This is a genomic window from Streptomyces sp. UNOB3_S3, assembly GCF_020740895.1.
Classification (GTDB): Bacteria; Actinomycetota; Actinomycetes; order Streptomycetales; family Streptomycetaceae; genus Streptomyces.
This window is the reverse complement of sequence record NZ_JAILXP010000436.1, coordinates 1-5,551: the sequence shown is the minus strand read 5'-3', so window position 1 is coordinate 5,551 and position 5,551 is coordinate 1. Positions and strand designations below refer to the sequence as shown.

The window sequence follows — 5,551 nt, the reverse complement described above, 5'->3', positions numbered from 1 at the left end:
CCCCCACACGCCCAACGGGTGAACGGCAGCGCGCCCCCATGACGAAGGGGCCGTACCCGCCGCCTGTCAAGAGCGGGTACGGCCCCTCCGGGCTCAGCGAAGCGCGCGTCGCGCGCTCAGCGGCTAGCGGCGCGCCGCCGCGATGAGGAGGCGGCGCTGGACGGCCGCGCGGTGGGTCGCGTAGAGGGTGATCGACGCGGCGGCCACCAGGGCCAGCAGGCCCAGGACGACCGTGCCGTCCCAGCCCGCCGCGCGGAAGGCGAGCGCGCCGAGCGTGCCGCCGACCGAGCTGCCCGCGTAGTACGCGAACTGGTAGAGGGCCGAGGCCTGGGCGCGGCCCGTCGTCGCGGCGCGGCTGACCGAGGACGAGGCCACCGCGTGGCCCGCGAAGAAGCCGGCGGTGATCAGGACCAGGCCGGCCAGGATCGCGGTCAGCGAGGAGGTGACGGTGAGCAGCAGGCCCACCGCCGTCGTGCCCACCGCGAGGTACAGCGCGCCGCGGCGGCCCATGCGGCCGACGAGCTTGCCGGCCGCCGCCGACGAGGCCGTGCCGACCAGATAGATCAGGAAGATGGAGCCGACGACGCCCTGCGGCAGCGAGAACGGCGCCTCCGCCAGCCGGTAGCCGATGACGGTGTAGACCGCGCCGAAGACGGTCATGAAGAGCGCGCCGATCGCGTACAGGCGGCACAGCAGCGGGTCGGTGAGGTGGGTGCGCAGCGTACGGGCCAGGGAGCTCGCCGAGACCGTGGACGGGGTGAAGTGCCGCGCCTTGGGGATCATGAGCCGGAAGACCAGCGCGCACACCACCGCCAGCGCGCCCACCGCGCACAGGCCCGCGCGCCAGCCCCATGCCTGCGCGACCCAGCCGGCCAGGATCCGGCCGACCATTCCGCCGATGGCGTTGCCCGCCACGAACAGCCCGATCGCGCCGATCAGCGCCTTGGGGCGGACCTCCTCCGCCAGGTACGCCATCGCGGAGGCCGGTACTCCGGCCAGCGCCGCGCCCTGCACCGCGCGCAGCGCGATCAGCCAGCCCAGGTCGGGGGCGAACGGCACCATGAGGCCGAGCAGCGCGGCGACGCAGAGGGCCGCCGTCATCGTGGCCCGGCGGCCGTAGCGCTCGGAGAGGGCGCTGAGCGGGACGACCGCGAGGGCGAGGCCGCCGGTCGCGGCGGAGACCGTCCAGCTGGCCTGATCGGCCGTCACGCCGAGGCCGCCCGAGATCGCGGGAAGCAGGGCCTGGGTGGAGTAGAGGAGCGCGAAGGTGGCGACACCGGCCGCGAAGAGCGCGAAGCTCATCCGGCGGTAGCCGGGCCCGCCGGGGACCAGCCGGGTGTCGGCGGAGGCGGAGGCGGAGTCGGATTCGCGAGAGGCGCGAGAGGCGCGAGAGAGCTGAAGGGACGACGCGGTAGAGGCATCCGAACGCGCTATGACGACGGATGCCCCGGTATCGGCGGGAGGCATGTATCAAACGTATGCACGACACATCTGATGCGTCCAATGCACAGAATGGCGATAATCGATCCCATGCAGCATGACCGCAGGTCAAAGGCGCCTCTGTCACCGAACGGCAACAGGAGTGTTACCCAGGACTTTGATGGAACACCTACGGCGGAACTGGCCGCCGGCTCCTGGGCGGCGACCCTGACGCCGCGTCTGGCGCAGTTCACGGCCGTCGCCCGGCACGAGCACGTGACCCGGGCCGCGCATCAGCTCGGGATGCCGCAGTCCACGCTCAGCCGCTCGATGGCCCGGCTGGAGGAGGACCTGGGCGTCGCGCTGTTCGCCCGCCACGGACGGCAGGTCTCCCTGACCGCCGCCGGGCGGGACTTCCTGACGACGGTCGAGCGCGCGCTGTCGGAGGTCGAGCGGGCCGCCGAGTCCGTGCGGGCGGACGCCGACCCGGAGGCGGGCAAGGTCGCGTTCGGGTTTCTGCACACGATGGGCTCCGAGACCGTACCCGAACTCATCCGGGCCTTTCGCACCGACCATCCGCGCGTCCGGTTCCAGCTGGTGCAGAACTACGGCGAGGCGATGATCGAGCGGCTGCGCGACGGCCAGCTGGACCTGTGCCTGACCTCGCCGGTGCCGGACGAGCCGGACCTCGTGGCGCGGCGGCTGGACGAGCAGAAGCTGCGGCTGGTCGTGTCGGACGACCATCCGCTGGCGGCGCGCAAGCGGATCCGGCTGGCGGAGGCGGCGAACGAACTCTTCGTCACCCTCGAACCCGGGTACGGGCTGCGGAAGATCACGGACCGGTTGTGCACGGAGGCGGGCTTCACGCCGAAGATCGCCTTCGAGGGGGAGGACCCCGAGACCCTGCGCGGCCTGGTCGCCGCCGGGTTGGGGGTCGGGCTGCTGCCGCCGCCCGCCGTGCCCCGGCCCGGGGTGATCGAGCTGACGGTGACGGCGCCGCGCGCCATCCGGGAGATCGGGGTGGCGTGGCTGGACGGGCATCCGGACACGCCGCCGGTCGCGGCGTTCAAGCGGTTCCTGCTGTCGCGGCGGGGGCAGTTGCTGCTGCACAGATGAGACGGCGGGCCGTACGGGGCTCCCGCCGCCGGGAGCGCGTCGGTTCCCGTCAGCCGGCATGGTCTTGATTCCTCTGTGCCCGCTTCATGCCGACCGGATTTCCGGATCTTCGGTGGCGACACTCCGGACGGCAGGCGGCGCAGCGGGCACACACGTTTCCGGCGGGGCGGGAATCGGGGCCTCAACTTGACGCGATAATCAATTGCGCGTCTTTGGTCGTTCGACCGTGCGTGTCGGGACAGCACTGACGCCTTCACCGTACTGAAGGGAAAGCGGGGCATCCCGCAGCATTACGGCCAAATAGTCCGACCCGGGTGAAAACCGCAGGATTTCGGCCGGGAAAATCCGCGTCACGCATTCAGTGCCGCAGCGACTCCCCGAAGCCCGACGCCAGTGGCATCCGCAGCCCCAGCGGCGGCGGGGCCGCGAAGGCGTCGGCCACCGGGCGGGCGTACGGGTGGCCCAGCACCGTGCCGCGGACGAAATCGGCGGCCAGGGCGAGGACTTCGGGGCGGTGCTGGTGGAGGGTGTGGCCGTCGGAGTGGACCTCGAAGCGGCAGATGTCGCGGTTGAGCTTCTTGGCGCGCTCGGCGAGGCGGTAGGACAGGTCCGGGTCCGTGCGCTCGTCGTTGGTGCCGTGGACGATCAGCACCCGGCGGCCCCCCAACTGGCGCACCGGGTCGGGGGCGAGGACGGCGTCGGGCTCGGGCAGCCAGGGGGCGACCGCCAGCACCGACGTCACGGCCGGGTGCCCGGCGGCGAGCAGGGCGGCGCGGGCGCCCATGCCCGTGCCGGCGAGGCACACCGGCACGTCGCCGTAGCGCCGCACCGCCTCGTCCGCCGCCCAGCGCGCGTCCCGCACCGGGTCGGCGGCCGGACCGTTCCAGCCGCGGTGGCGGTAGCGCAGCACGTGGACGGCCAGGCCCTCCTCGCCGCCCGCCCGGGTCAGCCGGCGGGCCAGCGGGCGCTGGGCGGCCAGCGCGCGGTACGAGGGGCGGCGCGCGCCGGCGGCCGGCCCGCCGGGCAGCAGCAGGGCCACCGCCTGCACGGTCGGGCCGGGCGGCCGGCCGGTCGCGCCGAGGGGTTTGCCGAGGCGGGGGGCCGGAACGGCGGCGCCCGCCGGGGCGTCCGGGTCGCTGGGGTCTCGCTGCGGCAACGCTTGCTGGACCATGGCAGACAACGATGGCAGAAGGACGGGTGGAGTCCACCCCGCCGATGGGTCACCGTTCCGTATCGTTCGCCGATATCTACGCGCGTAGGGGCTACAGTGCGGAAATGACGAGCGAGACCTTCTCCCACACGATCCCGGGACAGCCGTCCCGGCCCTCTCCCGAGCAGATCCGCCGCGCTCCCAAGGTTCTGCTCCACGACCACCTCGACGGGGGTCTGCGCCCCGGCACGGTCGTCGAGCTCGCGGCCGCGATCGGCTACGACAAGCTCCCCGAGACGGACCCCGACAAGCTGGGCGTCTGGTTCCGCGAGGCGGCCGACTCCGGGTCGCTGGAGCGCTACCTGGAGACCTTCGCGCACACCTGTGCCGTGATGCAGACCCGCGAGGCGCTGTTCCGTGTGGCGGCCGAGTGCGCCGAGGACCTCGCCGCGGACGGCGTCGTCTACGCCGAGGTGCGCTACGCCCCCGAGCAGCACCTGGAGGCGGGGCTCACCCTGGAGCAGGTCGTCGAGGCGGTCAACGAGGGCTTCCGCGAGGGCGAGCGCCGGGCGCGTGCCAACGGCCACCGGATCCGGGTCGGCGCGATGCTGACCGCCATGCGGCACGCCGCGCGGGCGCTGGAGATCGCCGAACTGACCAACGACTTCCGTGACTCGGGCGTCGTCGGCTTCGACATCGCGGGCGCCGAGGCGGGCTTCCCTCCCACCCGTCACCTGGACGCCTTCGAGTTCCTCAAGCGCGAGAACAACCACTTCACGATCCACGCGGGCGAGGCGTTCGGCCTGCCGTCGATCTGGCAGGCCCTGCAGTGGTGCGGCGCGGACCGGCTCGGCCACGGTGTGCGGATCATCGACGACATCGAGGTCGCGGAGGACGGCACGGTCAAGCTCGGCCGGCTCGCGTCCTATGTGCGGGACAAGCGCATTCCGCTGGAGATGTGCCCGACCTCCAATCTCCAGACGGCCGCGGCCACTTCATATGAAGAGCACCCGATCGGACTTCTGCGGAAACTGCATTTCCGGGCGACCGTGAACACGGATAATCGTCTGATGAGCGGCACCAGCATGAGCCTGGAATTCGAGCACCTGGTCAAGGCCTTCGGCTACACGCTGGACGACATGCAGTGGTTCACCGTCAACGCGATGAAGTCGGCCTTCATCCCATTCGATGAACGTCTGGCCATGATCAACGATGTGATCAAGCCGGGTTACGCGGAGCTGAAGTCCGAGTGGCTGTTCCGCCAGACGGCGACGGAAACCGCCTGACCAGCAATTCCCCGCCGGTCCCGGCAATGCCCGGACGGCGCGTAATACCGTGAACGCGGCCGGGGCTCGGTGAGGCCCCGGCCGTGTCATTGATTGCGGGCGCGGTGGACTCGTGACTAGGTTGCAATGCCGCTCCACATTCCTTACGGCATCACCAGGCATCGCCAGGATCCATGCATCGCCAGGATTCCCCAGGCATCTCCCGGGCATCCCCGTCACGAGTCGAGGACAGAACAGATGAAGCAGGCATCTCTCAAGGCCCTTGGCGCCGCCGTCGTCGGTGCCGCCATCGCCGTCGGCGCGGCGGGCACCGCCACCGCCGGCACGCTGGAGTCGGTCACCACCACGGCCACCGGCGCGGCCAAGGGGCTTCCGCTGGAGCAGGTCGCCCCGGCGGCCCCGATGGGCGGCCCGGCGCTCGTCGCCTCGGACCGGCTGATCCGCTCCGGCGTCCTGGAGCAGTCGGCGAGGGCCGCCGACACCGCGCTGGCCCCGCACCTGCCCACCGAGAAACTGACCGGGCACACGGCGGAGAAGCTCACCGGGCACGCCGAGCAGCCCGCCGCCGCCCCCTCCGGGA

General features: G+C 72.1%; 5 protein-coding genes. 3 read left to right on the top strand and 2 right to left on the bottom strand.

Annotated elements, in window-relative coordinates; genetic code table 11:
• Positions 1-123: 123 nt before the first annotated feature.
• Complete coding sequence (locus K6I33_RS31035) at positions 124-1,467, bottom strand: MFS transporter (RefSeq protein ID WP_229357879.1); 1,344 nt, start codon at positions 1,465-1,467, stop codon at positions 124-126.
• Positions 1,468-1,530: 63 nt separating this feature from the next.
• Between K6I33_RS31035 and K6I33_RS31030 the strand changes: the two genes are divergently transcribed.
• Positions 1,531-2,535 carry a LysR family transcriptional regulator gene (locus K6I33_RS31030; RefSeq protein WP_229357878.1) on the top strand — a complete coding sequence of 335 codons (1,005 nt, stop codon included), beginning with the start codon at positions 1,531-1,533 and terminating at the stop codon, positions 2,533-2,535.
• A gap of 358 nt (positions 2,536-2,893) precedes the next feature.
• Here K6I33_RS31030 and K6I33_RS31025 read toward each other — a convergent pair whose 3' ends face one another.
• Positions 2,894-3,706, bottom strand: coding sequence for an alpha/beta hydrolase (locus tag K6I33_RS31025; protein ID WP_238492264.1), 813 nt, complete (start codon positions 3,704-3,706; stop codon positions 2,894-2,896).
• Positions 3,707-3,810: 104 nt separating this feature from the next.
• On the opposite strand from K6I33_RS31025, the gene K6I33_RS31020 reads away from it, so the two are divergent.
• Positions 3,811-4,971: an adenosine deaminase gene (locus K6I33_RS31020; protein WP_229357877.1), complete on the top strand. Its 1,161-nt coding sequence runs from the start codon at positions 3,811-3,813 to the stop codon at positions 4,969-4,971.
• 237 nt (positions 4,972-5,208) lie between these two features.
• Positions 5,209-5,551 (top strand): hypothetical protein (locus K6I33_RS31015; protein WP_229357876.1); only part of this gene is annotated, 343 nt, incomplete at its 3' end.